General features: G+C 34.6%; 18 protein-coding genes. 9 read left to right on the top strand and 9 right to left on the bottom strand.

Annotation, left to right across the window (positions count from 1 at the left end; all coding sequences use genetic code 11):
- The first annotated feature begins 93 nt into the window (after positions 1 to 93).
- The gene (locus AC2A1G_RS05645) at positions 94 to 861 is read left to right on the top strand and encodes a DUF3108 domain-containing protein (RefSeq protein WP_484045957.1); all 768 of its coding nucleotides are present in this window, start codon (positions 94 to 96) and stop codon (positions 859 to 861) included.
- Between the two features lie 746 nt (positions 862 to 1607).
- On the opposite strand, the gene AC2A1G_RS05640 is transcribed toward AC2A1G_RS05645, so the two are convergent.
- The 5 genes from AC2A1G_RS05640 to AC2A1G_RS05620 form a co-directional block, all read right to left on the bottom strand.
- Positions 1608 to 2243: a response regulator transcription factor gene (locus tag AC2A1G_RS05640; RefSeq protein WP_484045956.1), complete on the bottom strand. Its 636-nt coding sequence runs from the start codon at positions 2241 to 2243 to the stop codon at positions 1608 to 1610.
- Complete coding sequence (locus AC2A1G_RS05635) at positions 2230 to 3978, bottom strand: sensor histidine kinase (RefSeq protein ID WP_484045955.1); 1749 nt, start codon at positions 3976 to 3978, stop codon at positions 2230 to 2232. The genes AC2A1G_RS05640 and AC2A1G_RS05635 overlap by 14 nt, the downstream gene beginning before the upstream one ends.
- 226 nt (positions 3979 to 4204) lie before the next feature.
- A complete protein-coding gene (gene pheS / locus AC2A1G_RS05630) occupies positions 4205 to 5215 on the bottom strand; it encodes a phenylalanine--tRNA ligase subunit alpha (protein ID WP_484045954.1) in 1011 nt (336 codons plus the stop codon).
- Positions 5216 to 5339: 124 nt separating this feature from the next.
- Complete coding sequence (locus tag AC2A1G_RS05625; RefSeq protein ID WP_484045953.1) at positions 5340 to 5606, bottom strand: hypothetical protein; 267 nt, start codon at positions 5604 to 5606, stop codon at positions 5340 to 5342.
- A 15-nt stretch (positions 5607 to 5621) separates the two neighbouring features.
- The gene (locus AC2A1G_RS05620; protein ID WP_484045952.1) at positions 5622 to 6278 is read right to left on the bottom strand and encodes a YceI family protein; all 657 of its coding nucleotides are present in this window, start codon (positions 6276 to 6278) and stop codon (positions 5622 to 5624) included.
- A 148-nt stretch (positions 6279 to 6426) separates the two neighbouring features.
- On the opposite strand from AC2A1G_RS05620, the gene AC2A1G_RS05615 reads away from it, so the two are divergent.
- Complete coding sequence (locus AC2A1G_RS05615; protein ID WP_484045951.1) at positions 6427 to 7362, top strand: sulfate/molybdate ABC transporter ATP-binding protein; 936 nt, start codon at positions 6427 to 6429, stop codon at positions 7360 to 7362.
- Positions 7363 to 7526: 164 nt separating this feature from the next.
- On the opposite strand, the gene AC2A1G_RS05610 is transcribed toward AC2A1G_RS05615, so the two are convergent.
- Together AC2A1G_RS05610 and AC2A1G_RS05605 are read right to left on the bottom strand one after the other, a co-directional pair.
- On the bottom strand, positions 7527 to 7931 hold the full coding sequence (locus AC2A1G_RS05610; RefSeq protein ID WP_484045950.1) for a hypothetical protein: 405 nt from the start codon (positions 7929 to 7931) through the stop codon (positions 7527 to 7529).
- Positions 7932 to 7974: 43 nt separating this feature from the next.
- A complete protein-coding gene (locus AC2A1G_RS05605; RefSeq protein ID WP_484045949.1) occupies positions 7975 to 8307 on the bottom strand; it encodes a zinc ribbon domain-containing protein YjdM in 333 nt (110 codons plus the stop codon).
- 373 nt (positions 8308 to 8680) lie between these two features.
- Here AC2A1G_RS05605 and AC2A1G_RS05600 point away from each other — a divergent pair, with 373 nt between their 5' ends.
- Together AC2A1G_RS05600 and AC2A1G_RS05595 are read left to right on the top strand one after the other, a co-directional pair.
- Positions 8681 to 9886, top strand: coding sequence for an RsmB/NOP family class I SAM-dependent RNA methyltransferase (locus tag AC2A1G_RS05600; protein WP_484045948.1), 1206 nt, complete (start codon positions 8681 to 8683; stop codon positions 9884 to 9886).
- Between the two features lie 145 nt (positions 9887 to 10031).
- The gene (locus AC2A1G_RS05595) at positions 10032 to 12122 is read left to right on the top strand and encodes a hypothetical protein (protein WP_484045947.1); all 2091 of its coding nucleotides are present in this window, start codon (positions 10032 to 10034) and stop codon (positions 12120 to 12122) included.
- A gap of 74 nt (positions 12123 to 12196) precedes the next feature.
- On the opposite strand, the gene AC2A1G_RS05590 is transcribed toward AC2A1G_RS05595, so the two are convergent.
- Positions 12197 to 14566, bottom strand: coding sequence for a TonB-dependent receptor domain-containing protein (locus AC2A1G_RS05590; RefSeq protein WP_484045946.1), 2370 nt, complete (start codon positions 14564 to 14566; stop codon positions 12197 to 12199).
- Positions 14567 to 14630: 64 nt separating this feature from the next.
- Positions 14631 to 15560, bottom strand: coding sequence for a hypothetical protein (locus tag AC2A1G_RS05585; protein WP_484045945.1), 930 nt, complete (start codon positions 15558 to 15560; stop codon positions 14631 to 14633).
- Between the two features lie 134 nt (positions 15561 to 15694).
- On the opposite strand from AC2A1G_RS05585, the gene AC2A1G_RS05580 reads away from it, so the two are divergent.
- From AC2A1G_RS05580 to AC2A1G_RS05560, 5 genes are all read left to right on the top strand, one after another.
- The gene (locus tag AC2A1G_RS05580) at positions 15695 to 17359 is read left to right on the top strand and encodes a GLPGLI family protein (RefSeq protein WP_484045944.1); all 1665 of its coding nucleotides are present in this window, start codon (positions 15695 to 15697) and stop codon (positions 17357 to 17359) included.
- Positions 17360 to 17682: 323 nt separating this feature from the next.
- A complete protein-coding gene (gene asnB / locus AC2A1G_RS05575) occupies positions 17683 to 19353 on the top strand; it encodes an asparagine synthase B (RefSeq protein WP_484045943.1) in 1671 nt (556 codons plus the stop codon).
- 96 nt (positions 19354 to 19449) lie between these two features.
- A complete protein-coding gene (locus AC2A1G_RS05570; protein ID WP_484045942.1) occupies positions 19450 to 20325 on the top strand; it encodes a carbon-nitrogen hydrolase in 876 nt (291 codons plus the stop codon).
- 21 nt (positions 20326 to 20346) lie between these two features.
- The gene (locus AC2A1G_RS05565) at positions 20347 to 21363 is read left to right on the top strand and encodes a PDDEXK nuclease domain-containing protein (RefSeq protein WP_484045941.1); all 1017 of its coding nucleotides are present in this window, start codon (positions 20347 to 20349) and stop codon (positions 21361 to 21363) included.
- Between the two features lie 24 nt (positions 21364 to 21387).
- On the top strand, positions 21388 to 22452 hold the full coding sequence (locus AC2A1G_RS05560) for an agmatine deiminase family protein (RefSeq protein WP_484045940.1): 1065 nt from the start codon (positions 21388 to 21390) through the stop codon (positions 22450 to 22452).
- Positions 22453 to 22603: the final 151 nt, after the last annotated feature.

Here is a 22603-nt window from a genome sequence, read left to right as displayed (position 1 = left end):
TATTTAATTAAGTCTAAATAAAAAACTGAGATTTATCAAATCGCAAACGAGAAAGGTGGTATATTTGGCAATGTTTTTGAACCACAAAAGTTTATGAAAAAATTATTCAGCATTGTTACGATTTTTTTACTGAGTTTTTCGCAGGCTCAGCTCAGCAATATTGCAGACGGAGAATCTATTACCCTCAGAATTCACTACGGATTCCTGACCGCCGGAAACGCTACCTTAACTACGAAAAAAGGGAATTTCCGCGGAGTTCCTCACATGTATGTGAAAGGCGTGGGCTCTACAACCGGAGCTGTAAAAGCTTTCTTTAAAGTGGAAGACCTTTATGAAAGTTACATTAATACAGAAACTGAACTACCAACATTCTATGTGAGAAATGTAAAGGAAGGCAGCTACAGACAGCATTTTGAGACTAATTTCAATCACGCCAATAATACTTTACTTTTAACTGATAAAAAAACTCCGGCTAACGGAACAAAAACCATAAAATCTGTAAAAGGTGTACAAGATATGCTTTCATGTTTCTATTACCTTCGAAGCAGGACTCCTAATGAACTTCGTACCGGAACGGTAATTAATATGAATGTGTGGATCGATGATGAGATGTTTGCTTTCCAGCTGAAAGTAATGGGAACAGAAACTCTAAGTACTAAATTCGGTAAGATTAACTGTCTTAAAATTATTCCGTCTGTAAAAAGCGGAAGGGTCTTTAAAGCAAAAGAAGGCGTTACGATGTGGGTTACCAATGATGTAAACCACATTCCGGTTCTCCTGAAAGCTGAGCTTGCGGTAGGATCTCTAAAAGCGAGTTTGGATAGTTATAAGAATGTAAAATATCCGTTGAAGTTTGAGTAATCTCACTTTAATAAAAGTACAAAAGCCTTCAGAATAATTCCGAAGGCTTTTGATTTATAAAAACTAAACTAAACTGTCGTGGTTAAAAAAATCGCTATACAAAACGTTGTTTTTTTTCCTTTTAAAGTATCTATCTACAGAGATAAACTCTGCAAATAGAACACTTTATCAGGTTAATCAATTGTGTTTTTTTGATTTATATAGCTTGTGTTTTTTTCTAAATTAGTACCAAAACGCAGAGCTTTTCAGCTCTGCTGGTATGATACTAGGTGTTTCATCATTTGTGCTTATTCACACCAAATCAAAAATTAATATAAGAAATAATTTTCTCTACTCCCTGTACTCACAGATAAGATGTGTTTTATAAAGTTTAGTTTGTAAACCACTTAATCTTATCAGGAAACCTTATGTTAACCTTTATTTGTATGAGCAATTTTCTTATGACAAAGATAGGGTGGAAAACAAGTACTAATCAAAAAAAACTTGTAGATATTTATCGCAATACTTGTAGATTTTTATCTACAAATCACTCCGTATTTTTACGGTAATTTATGATAAGACCTATTTAAAATAAATTAAAAGAGGAATAAACCATCAATAAAACCACCATAAAATCATTGATAAACAGATTCTTCAGAGAAGTAAATCAAGAATATGCAGTGAAAATAAGACATATTTGTATATGATAAGAAAATCAATCTTCAAATCAACCAGGAAAATAAACATCAAAATAACGTGAATAAAATCTAATATTTTTTCAGAAGTGTGGCCAGCTCCAGCAAACTGTCGATATCCAGTTTTTCGAATACTCTTTTCTTCATGGTACTCACACTGTTTTGCTTCAAACCGAGCTCGTTGGCAATTTCAAGGTTACCCATTCCGTCTGCATACATTTTTGCAACTTCAAGTTCTCTTTTTGTAAGTTTATCCAATAAACTGTGGCGATTCCTTTTCTGTAAAGAATTCAGCATTAAACCCTGTGTAAAAGATGAGACATAACTTCCCTCTTCGAGCACTTTAATTAAAGCATTTTTAATATCCTCTTCTTCGCTAACTTTAGTCAAAAAACCGTTGGCTCCGGCATTTAGGAAACGTAGAGCATAATCGCTTTCTTCCAAACCAGAAAAAACCAAAATTTTAAGTTCAGGATTTTTTGATCTGATTTCCGGAATAATCTCCAGACTGTTACCATCCGGAAACGCAGCATCAATGACCAACATTTCGATATTATTTTCTTCTAAACAAGCCAAAACTTTCTGTAAAGTAGAAGCATGGAAAACATTTCCTTCAAAACCTAAATCTTCAATAAGAATTTCGACTCCCTGCCTTATCAGACTGTGATCGTCTGCCAAAAGAAAAGTTATATTTTTATGATCTGTCATTTTTCATTTCTAAATTTAAAGAGAATTCCACTCTGGTTCCTACATTTTTCTCACTTTCCACTTTAATATCTCCAGAATACAATTGGGCGAGCTCTCTGCAGAGACTCAAACCGAGACCTGCACCCAAATTTTCTACTTTATCTGAAATTACTCCCTGATAATAAGGTTCAAATATTTTTTCAAGATCAGCCGAGGAAATTCCTACACCAGTATCTGTAATAACGGTTTTTAATGTGACAATATTTGATGTGTCTTTAATTGCTTTGGTTACTACTTTAATTTCGCCGTTTTCTGTGAACTTGTTGGCGTTCCCCAAAATATTCATGAAAATCTGATTGATTTTATTGTTGTCAGAATACACTTGGAGATTGGCATCGATATCCTGTTCTACGACAAAGCGGTTGTCGCGGGTTTCGATATAAGGCTGAACAGAATTTAAAATCGAATCAATTTCGTTCTTTAAATTAAACTCTACAGGAATCAATTTATTTTCCGCCTGCTGGTTTTTTGTATAATCTAAAATCTGATTAGCCTGAATCAACAAAGTATTATTGGTAAAACTTATCGATTTTAAATATTCCTGAATGCTTTCATCAGTCGTCTTCTTTTTAATTCTTCTGATGAAAATATCCATAATTTTAAGCGGTGAACGCAATTCGTGGCTCAACATTCCTAAAATTCGATTTCTGAAATTAAGATTTTCTGTAATCTGAAGATTGGCTTTATTCAGTTTTTTCTCGTAAACAAAGGCAATTCTTGTGAGAATCATGATCAGAATAGAAACAATAAACATCAAAATCATAGATCCGAAAACCAGATATTTTCTGATTTCATTATTCTTAGACTTTTGCTTTTCATATTCTTTCTCCAAATCAGATTTTGATGATTTTACGGCAGTTTCATACACATTCATCAAGCCGTTGCTGTACACAAAAAGATCATTAAACACTCCATAAAAACTATCGTTTCCTACCTGATTATCTTTTACTCTGATCTTAATTTTATTATTTTCTACGGTATAATGATTGTTTACCTGTTTAATGATGCGATCAAAATCAGCTTTGATGCTTTTAGCATTAGGCATTACTCCTTCTTTCACTGTGATGACTACACTGTCTTTTTCACGTTGACCTTTTCCTGAAATCGCCTCGCCAAGCCTTCCAAATAAGCCTTTCTTCTTAATTGTATCACTGTAAACTTTGGTATCTAAAACCACATTGAATTTTTCAAAATCATAATTCAAATTATATTTTTGAAAAGTCGGTAATTCATTCAACTGACTGCGATCCACCTCAGAAGTGTACTTTTGAGTAGAATCAATCATCTTTTTTAAATCTTTTTCTGTGGTAATGCTGGCTTTTGGAGCAGCAATCATTTCTTTTATTTTCGGAAATTTGTTTTCGTAACGGTTGATGTTGGCTAAATTGCTGTCTAAAGATTTTAATGAAGCAAAATAAGAATCTAAAAAAATCTCATCTTTCGTAGACATAAATTTCTGAAGAAACCCTTGAGCATTAAGAATTTCTTTTCTGGATTGGTCTGTAAGATTTTCAAGTGTATGAATCTCATCCAGCTGTTTTTGTACGAAAGTCAGTTTTTTATCCTTTACAAATTCATTATAAAAAAATGCAGCAATAATTAATTGGATAAAAAGAATACAAAAAATAAGAGAATAGTGTACAAGCTTTCGGTATCGAAAACCATAAGGTTCTGAAATAACAGTATCATTTCTCATACTCAGTCAGTTAGCGTTTAGTTTAATGTGTTTTTTTGGTGTAAACAGAATAAAAGACCGCAAATTTACACTTATTTATAAAACCATACTATGGCTTGACCTAAATAAGCGAATTTTATCCTATACCTAAATAGAACAGTATTTTCCTTAGTTTACATTTTCACAGAAGTAATTTACAAAAAAAATCCCGTGATATACCACAGGATTGAAAAATATTATGTTAAAATTACAATGTCTTAAACTGTTCCAGCGTTCTGATGTCGTTTTCAAAGAACATTCTGATGTCGCTCATTTGATAAAGAAGCATTACGATTCTCTCAATCCCCATTCCGAAAGCATAGCCTGAATACTTCTCAGAATCGATGTTAACATTCTTCAGAACCGCAGGATCTACCATACCGCAACCCATGATTTCAAGCCATCCCGTACCCTTTGTGATTCTGTAGTCAGTCTCTGAGTTTAATCCCCAATACACATCAATTTCTGCACTTGGTTCGGTGAATGGAAAGTATGAAGGTCTTAATCTGATTTTAGATTTCCCGAAAAGTTCTGTTGTAAAAAACTGAATAGTCTGTTTTAAATCTGCAAAACTTACGTTTTCATCTATATACAAACCTTCAATCTGATGGAAAATACAGTGCGAACGTGAAGAAACCGCTTCATTTCTGAACACTCTTCCCGGAGAAAGAATTCTGATTGGCGGCTGATTTTCCTCCATATATCTGATCTGAACGGATGAAGTATGTGTTCTCAACAAAATGTCAGGATTCTGTTCGATGAAAAAAGTATCCTGCATATCTCTTGCCGGATGATATTCAGGAAGATTCAAAGCTGTAAAGTTGTGCCAGTCATCTTCAATCTCAGGGCCATCTGCTACAGCAAAACCTATCGATTTAAAAATTTCGATAATTCTGTGTTTTACTATATTGATAGGATGTCTTGAACCTAAATCCAACGGAAAGGCCGGCTTTGTTAAATCATCTTTTTCAAGAATTAGCGAAGATGAAGAAGCATTTTTAAGATCTTCCAGCTTTACAGCAACTGCATTTTTAAGAGTATTAATCTTTTGTCCGAATTCTTTCTTCTGATCATTGGGAACTTCTTTGAATTTTTCAAAAAAATCATTTAAAATTCCTTTTTTCCCACTGTATCTGATACGGAAATTTTCGATTTCATCCTTCGAAGTCGAATTGAAACCGTTTACTTCCACCAAAAGCTCTTCTATCTTTTCTATCATTATATTACCCTTTCAAAAAATGTTTGTGCAAAAATACGATTTTCAGTTTAAAAACGTTTTCAATTTATCATAAAAAAATCTGCTTCCGAAGAAACAGATTATATAATTGGTATTTGAAATTTATTTAATTGTAATCTAAAACTGTAGCTACCACACACATAATAATTGCTATAACATTAATAATCATTGGCAACAAATATTCTTTTCTACTTTTTAAAACATTAACGAGACTGAAAGAAAATGCAAAAATTACAAATAAGACCGACGGAATGGTGAGCAATTCTACAAAAAACTGAATAATCTGATTATTGTAAGATAAATAGTAACCAATCTGAAGGCTCGATAAGAAAATCAGACAGGCGATACTGATGATTAAAACTATCTTTCTCATCAGATTTACTTTAAATTATTTCTGCTCCATTCCTTTCACGCGGATCTGCAGTGTAACTTCATTTTTAATAACTCCGTTTGCTGCAGGCGATTGAAATTTCACACCAAACTCTTCTCTCAAAATATCTTTTGGTTCTGTAGCAATATTGACTTCACTTCCGTTCACAGAAACATTTGCCTTGAATTGAACAGGTTTTGAAATTCCTTTGATTACCAAATTCCCGTCGAGTAAAGTATTGTAATCCCCGTCGGCTGTAGGCGTTACCTTTGTGATTTCATAAGAAGAAGTAGGAAATTTTTCAACCTCAAAAAAATCTGCACTTTTCAGATGACCGTTCAGTTTTTGCTGATCTTCTTTTTTATCTTTTAAATCTTCCGAGCTCAAAGTAGACATATCTGCAACGAATTTTCCGCTTTCCAGCTTGCCGTCTTTGATGGTTACATCGCCACTTTCAAACTTAATATTTCCAAAATGACTTGTATTCTCTGATTTGAAAATTTTGTAGCCCTTCCACTCCACTCGGCTGTTTAACGTATCCAAAACGAATTTTGCACCGTCTTTGGTTGTAATCACGTCATTAGATTCGCTGTTGAGCGGCTTTTCTTTACCGCATGAAACCGCCAATCCACCGATGATTAAAGACATCATTAAAGGTAAAAGTATTTTTTTCATCTTTTTAATATTTAATAAAGGGAAAATTCAACATTTAAAATCAACATGAATGAGTTGCCGAAAATGAATGTTTCATCTTTTTTTAAATTTTACCAGGCAAAATTACTAAAAAAACACAATTTTTTGGCAAAAACCTTACATTTGTGTTATGCTTTTGGAAATAAACAATCTCTACTTTTCTTATTCTGAAAATCAACCGCTTTTTCAGAATCTCAATCTGAAATTTGATGCAGGAAAAATTATCGCTCTTGCTGGCGAAAGCGGCTGCGGAAAATCTACGCTATTAAGTTTGATTTACGGCCTTCTCAACTGGGAAAAAGGTGATATTATTTTTGACGGTAAGAAAACGTTCGGACCTAAAGCCAACCTCGTTCCCGGCGAACCGGAAATGAAATATGTCGCTCAGAATTTCGATTTAATGCCTTACGCAACAGTTGCTGAAAACGTGGGGAAATTTTTATCAAATATCAATCTTGCAAAAAAGAAAGAAACAGTAAATGAACTTTTAGAAGTAGTAGGATTGACAGAATTTGCCAATACTTTACCTAAATATCTGAGTGGCGGACAACAACAGAGAGTTGCGATTGCGAGAGCACTTTCGGTTTTGCCAAAGCTTTTGGTACTCGACGAACCCTTTTCAAATCTTGATTTTTCACGAAAAATTGAGTTAAGAGAAAGGCTTTTTAAATATGTAAAACAAAATAATATTTCGCTGATTATTTCTACACACGAAATTCAGGATGTTTTGCCATGGCTTGATCAGATGGTGGTTTTGAAGCAGGGAAGATTAATTCAAAACGATCATCCGAAAGAAATTTATAAAAATCCTTACAATGAATATGTAGCTAAACTTTTCGGAGAGGTCAATATTTTTAATGAAGAGGAAAAGAATGAATTTAATATCTCAAAGTTTGCATATTATCCCAGAGAAATCAAAATTTCAGAAAACGGAATTTCGGCAGAAGTAACTGAAAGCCGTTTTGCAGGCAGTTTTTATTGGAATAAATTAGTTTCAAAAAGCAAAGAAATCATTGTTTACACGGAAGAAAAAGCCGAGGGATCTGTTAACATAAATTTCATTTAAACCACAGCAAAGCAATTACTTAATGTTAATATGTGGATAAATAAAACCGTAACGAAATTATAAATTAATTACCTTCGCAGTCCACAACATAAGGAAATTCTTGGTTAATTCTCTTTCTGCCTTCCAGACCAAAGTTAGCAATCAGCAATCAGGTCTTTGAAAGATTACACTGTCCAATTCTTTCCTTTTTTTATTTGTCTAAGATTTTGGTATTTAAATCCTACCATTTGAGCGGAAATAAAAACAATCAAGAGACAAACTATTTCCATAGAAAACTCTCTTTCCAAAGAAGCATAGATGAGTATCATCAAAAAAAACAATGTAGCATTTGTAATTATAAGCGGTAAAAAACCTTTTCTTTTCATCATAAAAAAAAGAAGGTTTTCTAAAACAGCAGTGTAAAAAAATAAGCCTGCAAAAATCATAAAGATTCCAAAACCTGCCAATAGGATTTCTTCACCCGTTTCAGTATTGAATGCACTGAACATCATCCAGCAAAATACAAATCCGGCTGCAGAAGCCAAGATATTTCTCAGAATATTATTTAAATAAATTTTATTTGAAAGCATATTTGTCTTTTTTCATTTTCCACAATCCCATCTTCAAAAAAAACTACGCTTTCTTCACAAATTCCGATTTCAAAGCCATTGAGCCAAATCCATCAATTTTACAGTCGATATTATGATCGCTGTCTGGTCTTAAACGGATATTTTTCACTTTCGTTCCCGCTTTCACAGGTTTCGGAGCTCCTTTTACAGGTAAATCTTTTACTACGACTACAGAATCGCCATCTTTCAGTACATTTCCGTTGGCATCAAGAATTTTATCTGAATCATCAGTTTCCGCAGGATTCCACTCGTTGAAACACTGCGAACAAACCATCAGATCATCCTGTGCATAAGTAAATTCAGACTGGCATTTCGGACAAATCACTGCGTCGCTCATTATTTTAATTTTTTGCAAAGGTATGGTTTTGGGTTGGAAGATGGAAGCGGAAAGGTGGAAGATGGAAGTTATAAAGATGTCGCTCCTACGGAGCTTTGTTTTGGCAATCCTTGATCTGCTACAAAGGTTTTGCCCCGCTGGAGCATTATTCAGAATGCGATAAATTTAATCTTATGATAAGGATATCTGAATTAAATGGTCGTTAAGAAGAATTAAATAAAAACATTGAATTTTAAACATTGAATCTTGAATTTCAAACATTGAATCCTGAATTTTGAGCCTTGAATATTAAATTTTGAATCTCAAATCTCAAACTTCAAATCTCAAATTTAAAAGTTGTATTTTTGCAGATTCAAACAGCTTACAGCAATTTATGGAATTAATTCACAGAAACCTCGCCATCGGTATTCACGATGCTTTGCAGGAAACTTTTTTCGAGAAAAACAAATATGCAGACAAAGTAATAGAAAGACTTTTGAAATCCCACAGACAATGGGGAAGTCAGGACAGAGCTGTTGTTTCTGAGATTTTCTATAATATCATCCGCTGGAAAAAACGCCTTGAATACTACATGGGCGAAGGTGTGAAACCCAATAATATTTACAAATTAATCATCGCTTATCTGCTTTGGAGTAAAACCAATTACAAAAGATTTGAAGAATTTGAAGGCATCAAAATCGCTGACATCACCACAAAACTTAAAAAAGGAACTGTTCCTACCAAAGCCATCGAACATTCAATTCCGGAATGGTTGGTTGAAACTCTGGAAAGAGAATTAGGCGAAAAATGGGAAAAGGAAATGATTGCCCTGAACGAAAAAGCACCTACTGTTTTGCGTGCTAACTCGTTGAGAACAACACCGAGAGAACTTATTTCTGATCTTTCTGATGAAAATGTAAATGCATTTACCGTAAGAAATTATCCTGATGCAGTACAGCTTGAAGAGAAAAAGAATGTATTTCTTACCACTGCTTTTAAGGAAGGTTTGTTTGAAGTACAGGATGCCTCTTCACAGAAAATCGGCTATTTTCTTGATGTAAAAGAAGGCCAGAGAGTGGTTGACGCCTGTGCTGGTGCGGGTGGAAAAACCCTTCACTTAGCTGCTTTGATGGGAAATAAAGGTCAAATCATCGCTCTTGATATTTTCGAATGGAAGTTAGCCGAACTGAAACGCCGTGCGAAAAGAGCCGGAGCTCACAACATCGAAACGAGAGTGATCACCGATACCAAAGTCATCAAAAGACTTCACGATAAAGTAGACAGACTTTTGATTGATGCGCCATGTTCAGGTTTGGGTGTTTTGAAAAGAAACCCCGACAGCAAATGGAAAATCGATCAGGATTTCATCGACAGAATCAAAAAAGAGCAACAGCAGATTATGCAGGATTACTCAAAAATGCTGAAAGTAAACGGAAAAATGGTGTACGCAACCTGTTCGATCTTACCTTCAGAAAACAATCTGCAGGTTGAAGAGTTTGTGAAAAACAATCCGAATTTTAAATTAATCAAAGACGAAAAAGTAATGCCAAGCGAAGGCTATGACGGTTTCTACATGGCTTTGATTGAGCGAGTTTCATAGATAGTTTTTAAACTTCAAAATCATAAAAATTAATCTGCTTCCATTCACTTTGGAGCAGATTTTTTTTGAAATTCACATATTCATTCAAATTAATATATCATATTCTTATTTATTGTACCTTAGTTAACAAACTAATACATAATAAATGGATTCACTTAAAAATATCACATTAGACAACATTGCGAACGAAAATATTCAATCAATCGCAAATGACATTGCAGATTTTGCATTATTGTCAGCAAAGAAAAGTATACAGACGATTCACAATCAGGAAATCTTCAGAACAGATCCAAGGGCTTACAGTAGTGATGATTTTCTTTTGCCATTTCTCTTGAAAGATTATAAAAATGAAATTGTTAGCATCAGAAATTCAGAATCTACCAACAGACCATTTTTAAATTTACTTTCTACAAGAAAACGAACTTTACTGGAAAGAATTGATTTAAATGATAATGCAGAAATAAGCAGGCAAATTAAAAATTTATTTCCTGAAAAACTCTCGCTTTCTCAAAACCAAAGGACTCTCGACGGAAGCTGGCAAATGCAATCAGACTCTGAGCTCACCTGGAAAGTACCCAGATTATTTTGCAATTTAGAGTCAGATAAGGATCATGTTTACCTTCAGGGTTTAAAGATAGACCCTTATGGAAATTCGGAGATAACCAACCAGCTTGATCTTGAAGGAGGATGGGACACAGGAAATCATGTCAACTGGACAGATAAAGTGATATGCACCTCTAAGATTTCAACTAATAACCGATGGCCACAATCATACACTCTTGTTTTAATGTTATCGGTAAATGCTTCCAGCGAACTGACAAAAGCAATGCACAAAATTGCAGATATTGCCCAAAAAGAGGTTACTGAATACATAACTGCTACAGCCGGAGCCTATCTCGGAGCTAAAGCAGGAGCTTTAATCGGGGCCGGATTGGGGCCGGTTGGTCTGATTGCCGGTATTGCAATAGGTGCAATCGTAGGCGCCATCACTGCCTTCGTTATCGGAAAATTATTCCAGTTTTTTAAAGATTTGTTCTCTGACAAAAAATTGCTTTTAGGACCTAATTCTTTCACAGTAGATTTGCCTTATCATGGAAATGACTTGGCAGGTGAAATTTTAATTTCCGACCAAAAAGCAAAATTTGTAAATGAAGCTAAATACACACTTTACGTTCAAACAAATGTAAAATGGAAAGACAGCTTTGTACCTATTCCAATTAAATTACCCGATAATAAAGTTGATGTTGTGAGAATAAGACACAATGAGTTTCAGAGCAACAGGATTGAAGAAAACCTCTGGGCAAACTGGAAAACTGATAATAACTTCACATTTTCATCAGATACCATTATTCACAGCTGCGCAAAAAACAGATTAGCTTATAATCTTTTTGCTGTTGGTCTGGACAATAGAATATGGACAAAAACCACATCTTACGCACCTATACGAATTCCGGGAAGCCAAATCTGGTCTCCTATTTTGGATGCAGTTTTCCCAATGAACTCAAGCATCGCCTCAGCAAGTAAAGACTCCGGATCATTAGATATTTTTTTAATTGGCTACGATGGGCATGTTTGGACAGCAGCTTTAGGACATCAGACAGACTATAAATGGGCTGGATGGTGGAATCTGGAAGGCGCAACATTTTTACCGGGAACTTCCATCACGGCAGTTTCCAGATCAAAAAACATTCTGGATATTTTCACCATTGGATTAGACGGTTATGTCTATTCAAACAGTTATGACGCCAATATCGGAAATTGGTCAGGATGGTTTACAATTCTGGCAAACAGGCAATTCGTCTCAGGATCGCCAATTACTGTCATTTCAAGAAAAGAAAATCAGCTTGATCTATTTATTTGTGATGAAAACGGATTAATTTATACCGCGGAGTGGTATCCAGACAGCGGATGGCAAGGATGGACAAGAATTACAGATAGTAATGGTGAATTCCCTGCCTGTTCTGAAGTTTCCGTAATAAGTCATTCTGAGGATAATATAGATGTTTTCGCATTGGGACTTGACGGCAGATTATGGACTGCTGCAAAAGGACCTCAAACCCAAAATATTTATGCCGGATGGTGGCCGATAGGAGACGAATCGTTTGAAGAATACACTCCACTTACCGCCATTTCTCCCGAACCCTATATGTTGCAGGTATTTTTAAAAGGTAGAGATAATTCAGTAAATGTAGCCACGTTCAGAAATAACAACTGGAGCTGGGGTAAAAATGATTAATCATTAAAATGTTAAAAAAACTGTTTCTGAAAGACAATATATCTTCAGAAACAGTTTTTTTTATTGAAACACAATTACTTCGCTCTGTTTTGATCTTCAAATTTAAGTTCTTTTGTAGCACCTTTCACATCGTTATTCCCGAATTTATAGACTACCGACAAACTTAAAGTTCTGCTTATTCCTTTAAAATAATACTGAGTACTGAAATTCTGATAAAACTCTGTTCCTTTTTCTCTTTCGGTATTCAGAATATCGTTCATCAAAAGATTGAGCGTCAGTTTTTTCTCCATTAAATTTAATTTTAAACCTGAATAAACCGAAGCAACACCTTTGAACGAAGTATTGCCCTCTTTATAAGGAATATTTCCCCATGCTCCGAGCGTGAACGAAACAGTTTTGGATTTGTTAAGGAAAAAAGTATTGTCCCAATTAAAATCTGAACCATAACTTCCCGGCATCTGAACAGTATCATCAATAAATGTTTTTGAGGTGACATAATAGGCGTTCACAAAAACATTGGATTCCAGCCAGCTTTTTTTGGTGTAATTGTAACTCAAACTTACTCCGGTTTGGTTTTGATTGTAAAAATTGTAAATGATGGTGTATTTCATTCCATTATCGATTCTTTGCAGTCTGTCCCAATCGTTTTTGCTGTAATTATGGAATGCTGTAAGTGTGAAATTATTTTTGAAAACATAACTGAATTCCACATTATCTGTAAATGATGGTTTTAAAAGAGGGTTTCCACTTGAGTACTCAAAAGCCGAACTGATGTATCGGAAAGGATTTAAATCTCTGAACGACGGTCGGTTGATTCGCTTTGAATAATTTAAAGAAAAAACATTATTCTCATTGGTTTTATAGCTGATGTAAGCCGTCGGGAAGAATTTTCCGTAATGATTTTTGGTGGTTAAATTTTCGTTGGGAGAAACACCTGTCAATTCTGTAAATTCATATCTTAAACCCGCTTTGGCACTCCATTTTTCTGAAATTTCATAGTTTCCGGAAATGTAGGCCGCGTAATTATTTTCATCGTAGAAAAAGTTGTTACTTTGATTGAAATTCATGGTTGGAACTCCATTATTCAAGTCATAATAATTAAAATAAGAATCATTTTTAATTTTGGTAAACTTCAAACCGGATTCTGTTTTCAGTTTTTTAAAATTCTTCTCCAGATCCGCCTGCCCGGAGTAAATTCTGTATTGATTTATCGGATTGATGTAAGTTGAAACCAACTGATCAGCTTGTGTATTATAATAATCATCGGCATTGGCATTATTTGAAATTAAATTCCCGGAAACGCTCAATTTACTTCCCAAACTGTCGATTTTCACATCATAAAACAGCGTCGCATAATGATTATTCCGATGATTGAGCGCCACTGCATCAGAAGTGAAACCTCTTTCGCCTGATTCATCTTTTATACTTGAATTGTTTTTCACCGTCTCCACGGGATTGGCAAAAAAGTAGTTGTAACTCCCTCCTATCGTGCTTTTGTCCGTCAGTTTATACTCCAGTTTCCAGTCTGTGCTTTTGTTTCGCAAATTATTAAAGAAAAAACTATTTGTATTCCAGTAACTTTCGTTTCCTGAACTGTATTCGTACGCTCTGCCCCGCCAGAAGAAATTTCCGTCGGTGAAACTTGCAGACGCAGAGAGTTTTTTACCTTGATAATTAACTGTTGCACCATATCTTGTGGAAACCGACGGCACATTCCAATATAGGTTTTTAAGACTCGACTGTAAGGAAACATTCCATCCTAAACTTGTATTTTTTTTGAGAACAATATTAATGAGGCCGCTTTTCCCCTGAGCTTCATATTTTGCAGGCGGAGTTGTGATGACTTCAATTTTCTGAATATCATCTGATCTTAGATTTTTAAGATAATTGATGAGTTCTTCTCCCGAAATATTCAGCAATCTGTCGTTGATCATCACAGCAACACCACTTTTTCCGGCAATACTGATGCTTTTATCGGTGGCGCGAAGCATCGGAGTTTTCGCTAAAGCTTCCACCGCATCAAGTCCTTGTGAGGCGATTGAATTTTCGACATTAAAAATAAGACGGTCTACCCTTCTTTCGATGACTTTCTTTTTTGCAGTAACCACAACACCTTCAATCTTCTTCTCTTGAATATTCGATTTGTTCTGATTGTTATCAATTTCAAAATTCTTAAAAATATCATCTTCAATTTTTAAAACTTCGGAAAAAACAAGCTCGCCCTCATTAAAAATTTCAAAATTATAATCGCCTTTTTCTTTTACCTGAAATTTAAAATGACCTTTTTCATCCGTAATCGCAGTAAATTTCTGCTGATTTTTTTTAAGAATAATTTCGGCATAAGAAACAGGTTTTTTGTCTTTTAGAATAATATTTCCTTCAACGGTTTGTGAAAAAATAAACGATGCGCAAAGCATCATCAACAGTACAAAAAATCTTTGCATTAAATTTGAGTTTGAAAGTAAGACAACAGGAATAGAAGTTTTATTACATGGTTTTAAAAATCTTTTAATCTATTTTTTGCAGTGTCTTTTTGTAGATGTCGTAGATGAAAAAATTATCTCGGTTGTAAATGATTATTTTGTTATTTATTTTTTCGCGTGAAATGACAAACGGATAAAAATTACTATTACCATCAATCTCAATACTATTCGCTTTATTATTATCATTTCCATCAAAAAAACTGAACAAATTTTCATTTATGAAGACAACGAAAAAATTATAAGTATCAGATTGAATATAATATTTAAAGTCTCTCACCCTCAATTCATCTTTCCATAAATCTTTGTAAACATTTTCAGGTTTGAACCTTTCTAAATTCATTTTAAAAGAAAATTCATTATTTACCCACGAAATCATTTGATCATCATCTTTAAAAAGTAAAAAGTCATATTGTATTAATTCTTTTACTAAAACAGATTCTTTTGATATTATTTCTGTAATAAGCTTTGGAGGGTTCGCTGATATTGGAATTTTAACTTCTTCATCAAAATAGTAATCTGTTTTAATTAAATATCTTTTTAGCCGACTTCTATTTTTAATAGCAAATTCAACCAATTTTAGCACATTTTCAACATCAACTTTTGGACTCAAAATTCTTAATGCAATTCCACTTCCACCTTTCATTTCTGTATAATTATCATTAAACTTTAAGAATTTATAATTGATATCATTCTTTTCAATTATATAAATATCATTTTTGTTGGGATATAAAAATGTTTTTCTTTCAAGCATGATTGTATCTTGAAAACCCATTTTTTCTGACAATTTTCTTGTTAGTTCACCCAAAATCTTCATTTTAAGTTCTTCAGCCGAAACAATTCTCTCACCAAAATTAAACTCAGAGCTGTACAGTGTTTTTACATTTCCATAATTTTTAATTATAACTTTATCCTTATGTGCTGAAAAAGAGTTTGAGAAAATCAGTAAAATAATCAAGGAACAAATCGACTTCATGTTTTTAGTTTAATTTATAAAGAAACTTTAGATTATATATTTTAAAAGGTAAATCTACTGAAGTGAATTGAAATATTAGACTTAAAAATTATCTTTGTAAAAACCATCAATACATCATGCAAAAATCAATTCTCTTATTTTGTTTTTTACTTTTAACCATTTTAAATCAGGCTCAAACTTATGAAATTGAGTATGAAAGTTCTTACAACGGAAAAGTACAATCTGATCAGCCCAAAACTGTGGCGTGGATAAGCGAAACAGAAAATTATATTTTAAACACCAATATTAAAAATCAAAAGACAGAATTTCCTTTTGAAATCAGTAAAATCGAAAAACCAAGCAACACGATTGTCTCTTATGGATTTTTAAACTCAAATAAAATCGTTTCAACTTCAGATTCTGAATCTATTGCTAAACAGGAATTTGAAATGACTTCAGAAACCAAAAAAATCCTTGGCTACAACTGTAAAAAAGCAATCACAAAAATCAATTCAAACACTATCGAAGTCTGGTACACCACCGATTTAAAACTGAAAGGCGGACCATCAAGTCTTGGACAGAATTTGGGATTGGTTCTTCAAATTGAAAGAAACGGAAACTCAGCAACAACCGCAGTTTCCATTAAAAAAATAAAGAAAGCAGGCATTGAAAAAATTATCAATAAAGAACCTTCAAAAACCGACTTTCTGAGTTACAGAGATTTGCTGTGGAGAAGTAAATTTACCACGATAAAAGTTTTTGAAAATGAAATAATCAATTTTTCAGAAGAATCTAAATCAAATGATAGTATTAAAAGATTTGCCAATGGAACAATTATTTTAAAGAAAGTAAAGTTCCCTAAAATAACGGAAGGTGAAAATATTTTTGTGGAAGTAAAACAGCAATCAAACGGCGATGCCTACGACAGAACCGGAACGGTTTTCTACATTCCTGAAGATAAAAAACAAAGTTTTTTCGACGGACTTCAAAATGGAGTAAAAACGCTTCCACTGTTCGAAAACGGAAATGGGAAACAATATTACGGCGTAACAGCAACAGAGAATTATCTTCCGGCAGTTGAAATGATGCGCTTTTTCACGTCTTTTGGAATCAATAAATTTAACCACATTCAATTGAAAGATAAGGTTTGGCAAACAGTAAGCCCGTTTCGCCAGGATATCACTGAGTTAAAACCTGCACTTTCCGAAAAAGAAATCTGGGTAGGAACTTTTATCGGGAACTACGACAAAGGCGGTCACAAACTAAGTTTAGACATTACGATTCACAAAAGTTCGCAGCAGGTTCACAAAAACAATATGGTGATCCCGGTTTTCAGTACCATCAATATCATGGAAATGGCTGGTCAGGATTATGCCACGATGTTCAGCAGTGAAAAAGGTCTTGAAATGGAATTCACCCTTGATAGAGAAATTAAAAATATTACCATGCGATACATAACAACCGGACATGGAGGATGGGAAAATGGCGACGAATTCCTACCAAAAACCAACACAATTCTGGTTGATGGAAAACCAATTTTTTCATTCATTCCGTGGAGGTCAGAATGTGGTTCTTACAGACTTTTCAATCCTGCTTCCGGTAATTTTGCAGATGGTCTTTCTTCCTCAGATTTGAGTCGCTCAAACTGGTGCCCTGGAACTGTCACGAATCCTCAGTTTATTGAAATAGGAAATTTAAAAGCAGGCAAACACCGCATTCAGGTTAAGATTCCTCAGGGTGCTTCAGAAGGAAGCAGCTTTAGCGCGTGGAACGTTTCGGCTGTTCTTTTGGGTGAGGGCTAAAAAAACAAAACCTCCTTGCAATTGACTTGCAAGAAGGTAAAAACACAAATGATGAAAAAAAATTATTTCGGTTCAAAGTACGTGATTTTTTTTCATATCACCAATACCCAATTACCATTATTTTTTAAAAAGTTTTAATTTCCGAGCATTTTACAGCTTTCAATGCTTCTTTATGAAAAATTTTAACCAAATGTACAAAAAATAATTGATAAAATTAATTTAATTAACTGAACGAAATTATTTAGTTAAAAATATTAAGCAATCTACAATTTAATTTGATAAAAATTAATTATAATTCTATTTTTGTCTTAAATAAATAAAATATGTGCGGAATTGTATGTCTGTTTGATGCTAAACAAAACACAGAAATCCTGAGACCACAGGTTTTGGAGATGTCAAAAAAAATTCGTCACCGAGGTCCAGACTGGAGCGGAGTGTTTCAAAGTGAAAAAGTAGTTTTCTCTCACGAAAGACTGGCAATCGTAGATCCTACCTCAGGAAAACAACCTTTATTTTCAAAAGACAGAAATATTGTTTTGGCAGTAAACGGAGAAATTTATAATCACAGAGAACTGAAAACCGAATTTCCAGATTACGAGTTTCAAACTGAATCAGATTGCGAAGTCATAATCGCTTTATACGAAAAATACGGCAAAGATTTCATCGAAAAACTGAATGGAATTTTCGCCTTCTCTTTATATGACATCAAAAACGATGTTTATTTAATTGCCCGAGATCACATGGGAATTTGCCCGCTGTATCAAGGTTGGGACAAAAACGGAAATTATTATGTAGCATCCGAGCTCAAAGCTTTGGAAGGCGTTTGTAAAACCATAGAAACTTTTTTGCCGGGTCACTATGTTTTCAGTCTTGAAGGTTCAGAACTTCAACAATGGTACACAAGAAACTGGGTAGATTTTGATGCTGTGAAAGACAATGAGACAGACATTGCCGCCATCAGAAAAAGCCTTGAAGAGGCAGTTCACAGACAGTTGATGAGTGATGTTCCTTACGGTGTTTTGCTTTCCGGCGGTTTAGATTCATCCATTATTTCTGCGGTTACGGCGAAATATGCCAGACAAAGAGTTGAAAGCGGAGACACTCAGGAAGCATGGTACCCGAGATTGCACAGTTTTGCAGTTGGATTGGTAGGCTCACCGGATCTTGAAGCAGCAAGAAAAGCTGCAGACCACATCGGAAGTGTTCATCACGAGGTTCATTTCACCGTTCAGGAAGGTGTTGATGCTGTAAGAGATGTGATTTATCATTTGGAAACCTATGATGTGACAACGATCCGAGCTTCTACCCCAATGTATTTGCTTGCAAGAGTGATTAAATCGATGGGAATTAAAATGGTTTTATCTGGTGAAGGATCTGATGAATTGTTTGGCGGATATTTATATTTCCATAAAGCGCCAAATGCAAAAGAATTTCATGATGAAACGGTAAGAAAACTCAATAAACTTCATTTGTATGACTGTTTGAGAGCCAATAAAGCTTTGATGAGCTGGGGAATTGAAGGTAGAGTTCCGTTTTTGGATAAAGAATTTATGGATGTTGCCATGAATGTAAATCCTGCAGACAAAATGATTAAAAAATCTGAAGGAAAGATTGAAAAATGGGTTCTCAGAAAAGCATTTGAAGATCTTTTACCTGAATCTATCGCATGGAGACAGAAAGAACAGTTCTCAGATGGCGTTGGTTATTCGTGGATTGACAATTTAAAAGAAATTGCTGAGAAATATGTTTCAGATGAAATGATGACCAATGCGAAATTCAGATTTCCTTTAAATACTCCTCAAAACAAAGAAGAATACCGCTACAGAACTATTTTTGAAGAACATTTCCCAAGCGAAACTGCAGCAGCAACTGTGCCGTCTGTGCCTTCAGTGGCTTGCTCCACTCCTATCGCTTTGGAATGGGATGAAGCATTCAAAAAAATGAATGATCCGAGCGGAAGAGCAGTCATTTCGGTGCACGATGATTCTTACTAAAATTTAACAATTAAATAATTGATTTCCCGTGAATTTTCTTTGCGGGATTTTTTTATTCTGTTTTTTAAACCTTAATTTTGTAAAAAAAAGAACCCAATGTCTAAAGTAAAAGTCGGAACTGTACAAATGTCTTGCGTTGCAGACAAGCAGACCAACCTCAATAAAGCCATAGAAAAAGTACGTGAAGCAGCAGCAAAAGGCGCTCAAATCGTTTGCCTGCAGGAATTATTTACTTCATTATATTTCTGCGACGTAGAAGATTACGATAATTTTGATTTGGCTGAAGCTATTCCCGGGCCTTCCACGGAAGCACTTTCTCCAATTGCAAAAGAATTAGGTGTTGTCATCATCGCATCATTATTCGAAAAGAGAACGCACGGTTTATATCACAATACCACCGCTATCATCGATGCAGACGGAACTTATCTAGGTAAATACCGAAAAATGCATATCCCTGATGATCCTGCTTTTTACGAAAAGTTTTACTTCACACCGGGAGATTTAGGATATAAAGTTTTCCAGACTAAATTTGCCAAAATCGGTGTCTTGATTTGCTGGGATCAATGGTATCCGGAGGCTTCAAGAATTACTGCTTTGATGGGAGCTGAAATCATGTTTTACCCTACTGCAATCGGCTGGGCAACAGATCAGGATGAAGAAACCAATGCAGACCAATACAATTCATGGCAGACGATTCAGCGCTCGCATTCAGTTGCCAACGGCGTTCCGGTGGTTTCTGTCAACAGAGTTGGATTCGAACAGGATGGCGCAATGAAATTCTGGGGCGGAAGTTTCGTGACTAATGCACAGGGTAAACTTTTGTATTTAGGATCTCATGATAAAGAAGAGGTGGAAGTGACCGAACTTGATCTTGCACAAACCGATTACATCCGCAAACACTGGCCTTTCTTAAGAGACAGAAGAATTGACAGCTATCACCCGATTACCAAAAGATTTATTGACGAAGATTAATATAATTTATATTAAATCTGAATGAAAGACAGCATTTACCCACATCTACTGACAGAAATTAAGCAGAGAATTCTGAGTTCTCAGCTGAAAGCTGCCTTGTCTGTAAATGCTGAAATGATAACATTATACTGGAATATCGGAAACGATATTGCCCAAAAACAAAACGAGCAGGGCTGGTCTTCTGGCGTAATTCCTCAGTTGGCAAAAGATTTAAAATCTGAATTTCCCAATCTGAAAGGTTTTTCTGAAAGAAATCTTGGCTACATGCTTAAATTTGCACGTGAATATCAAGACATTGCAATTTTGCAACAGGCTGTTGCAAAATTACCTTGGGGACACAATATTCTTCTGATTGAGAAAATAAAAGATCCGAATTTAAGATTTTGGTATGCTAATAAATGCATAGAAAATAATTGGAGTCGCGATGTTCTGGACGTTCAGATTAAAACAAAATTAATCGAAAGACAGGGAAAATCTGTTAATAATTTTGAAAATACTTTACCAAAACCTCTATCAGATTTAGCCAATCAGACTTTAAAAGATCCTTATATTTTCAGCTTTTTGAGTTTCGACCAAAATATCAAAGAAAGAGATATTGAAAACCAACTCATACAGCATATTGCCAAATTTCTACTGGAGTTGGGAAAAGGTTTTGCATTTATTGGTTCGCAATATCATTTGGAAGTTTCAAAAAAAGACTATTATCTTGATCTTCTTTTTTATCATACAAAATTAAAATGCTACATCGTTATCGAGTTGAAAAATACAGCATTTAAACCTGAATTTACAGGAAAACTAAATTTCTATCTTTCAGCTGTAGACAGTTTGGTAAAAGAAGCTGAAGACAACCCCACAATCGGCATTCTTCTTTGCAAAGACAAAGACAATATTGAAGCTGAATTTGCTTTAAGAGGAATCACAAATCCTATTGGCATCAGTGAAATCAGTTTTGTGGAAAAATTACCCGATGCCTTAAAAAACAGCCTTCCAACAATAGAAGAAATAGAAAACGAACTGAAGAATTTCAGCAAAAACTAATCTTCCATTTTTAAATAAATTAAAATGAATATCGAAAAAAATAGTAATAAAAATACCCCGAAGCAACTTGGCTACAGATTCCCGGCAGAATGGGAACCACATGAAGCAACATGGCTGAGCTGGCCTCACAAAGAAGAATCGTGGCCGGGAAAACTGGATGAAATTTATCCTAAATATTCTGAATTCATCAAAATATTATCTCAGGATGAGTTTGTAAGAATCAACGTGAAGGATGATGAAATGCAGAAATTTGCGATGGATTGTGTAATGCAGGCCGGAGCAAATATTGAAAACATTGAATTTTACCAAAACGAGACCAACGATGCCTGGTGCAGAGATCACGGTCCTGCTTTTTTGGTGAATTCAAACGCGGAAGAGCAAAAAGTAATTGTGGACTGGGGTTACAATGCGTGGGGAAACAAGTATCCGCCATTTGATCTTGATGATGTGATTCCAACCAAAATCGGGGAGGAATTTGAAATCCCTGTTTTTCATCCCGGAATCGTTATGGAAGGCGGAAGCGTAGAATTTAACGGGAAAGGAACTATTCTGACTTCAAAATCATGTCTTTTAAATAAAAACCGAAACCCTCATCTTTCTCAGGAAGAAATTGAAGAGTATCTGAAAAATTATTACGGACAGGAACAGATTCTTTGGGTAGAAGACGGAATTGTTGGCGACGATACCGATGGTCACATCGATGACACCATCAGATTCGTTAACGAAAACACCGTTCTTACCGTTGTAGAAGACAATCCTGAAGATGACAATTATGAAATTCTTCAAACCAATCTCCGTCAGCTTAAAGAAATGAAGCTTCTGGACGGAACTCCTTTGAATATTATTGAACTTCCAATGCCTGATCCCGTAATTTGGGAAGATCAGAGACTTCCTGCTTCATATGCTAATTTTTATATCTCAAATCATCATGTGATTGTTCCGACTTACCGTTGTGACAAAGATCCTGTGGCTTTGGAGATTATTCAAAAATGTTTTCCGGAAAGAAAAGTGGTGGGAATAGATTCTACGGAGATAATCTGGGGATTAGGAAGCTTTCATTGTTTGAGCCAACAGGAACCTGCAATATAATTTGTTTTAAATTTTGCTTAAAATATTTCAGTTTATATTCTTTCTAAAGTTTTTTTGAATGAAATGAAGAATATTTTGATAATTTAACTAAATATTAAACTTATTATCTAATAAATAATTATATTTGAAAAGTTAAAAAATATTTATATCT

It is taken from the genome of Chryseobacterium sp. HNCC26DJ240 (assembly GCF_057180485.1).
This window is presented reverse-complemented; position numbering and strand designations above follow the sequence as displayed.